General features: G+C 37.5%; 1 protein-coding gene. It reads right to left on the reverse strand.

Annotation, left to right across the window (positions count from 1 at the left end; translation table 11 throughout):
- Positions 1-147: 147 nt before the first annotated feature.
- Positions 148-528, reverse strand: coding sequence for a ribosome hibernation-promoting factor, HPF/YfiA family (hpf, locus tag JMY08_RS13925; protein ID WP_010195932.1), 381 nt, complete (start codon positions 526-528; stop codon positions 148-150).
- Between the last annotated feature and the right edge of the window lie 278 nt (positions 529-806).

The raw sequence follows: 806 nt of genomic DNA on the forward strand, positions 1-806 counted from the left end.
CAATTTAAAAGTAGTACAAGGCAACCGAGTGTAGATGTATATGTGATACTTCAAGCGAGGTTAACGCTGTAATACTTATATAGTGGAATGACTATACTATTTATGGGTTTATTAGCCACTATATATTGAGCATCAATCATAATAAAACTAAACGGCTGGAGCTACATCAGCGGTGCTGAGATCTTCATAGCGTCCGTCACGCCCTGCACCCTGAGTCTTTTTACGCTCTTGACGGGTTTTATATTTACGTACTTGTCTATCAAGCTTGTCTGCCATCTCATTAATGGCTTTATACATATCATCCTCAAGCGCTTGGACAAACATTTCTTGACCTGAGACTCGCATAATCGCTTCGGCTTTATGGCTCTTTTTACCACCATCACTTGCGCCGCTATTGTCTAGCGATAAGATCACTTTAATACTTTGTATCTGATCGAAGTGACGCTCTACTTTTTCAAGTTTTTCGCGAACCGCTTTGTCCATTGCATCGGTAACACTGATATGGTGACCACTGATAGAAACATTCATATTATTGTCCTTTTATTTATGACTTACAATCAACAGATGAGGCGGCATTCCTACCCTTTTCATCTTGCCTTACCAACGACCGCTACAAAATTTTCGGTAAAAACTGACATATCCTTATATTGCCAATTTAGTATCGCCATTTTTTTACCAAAAAAAAATTTGCGTCGTTTTTGTCCTTGGTATGACTCTAATTTGTCATGAAAACCTGATAGTAGCAAGACAGTAAATTGTAATTAAATGTAATAAAAACTGTTGTTTCTTGCAGGTTTCTATATAAT

Source organism: Psychrobacter sp. Pi2-51 (assembly GCF_904846665.1).
Classification (GTDB): Bacteria; Pseudomonadota; Gammaproteobacteria; order Pseudomonadales; family Moraxellaceae; genus Psychrobacter; species Psychrobacter glaciei.

Excerpts from the sequence above, each read along its gene's own strand:
- hpf (WP_010195932.1), bottom strand. The coding sequence starts at position 528 with ATGAATGTTTCTATCAGTGGTCACCATATCAGTGTTACCGATGCAATG.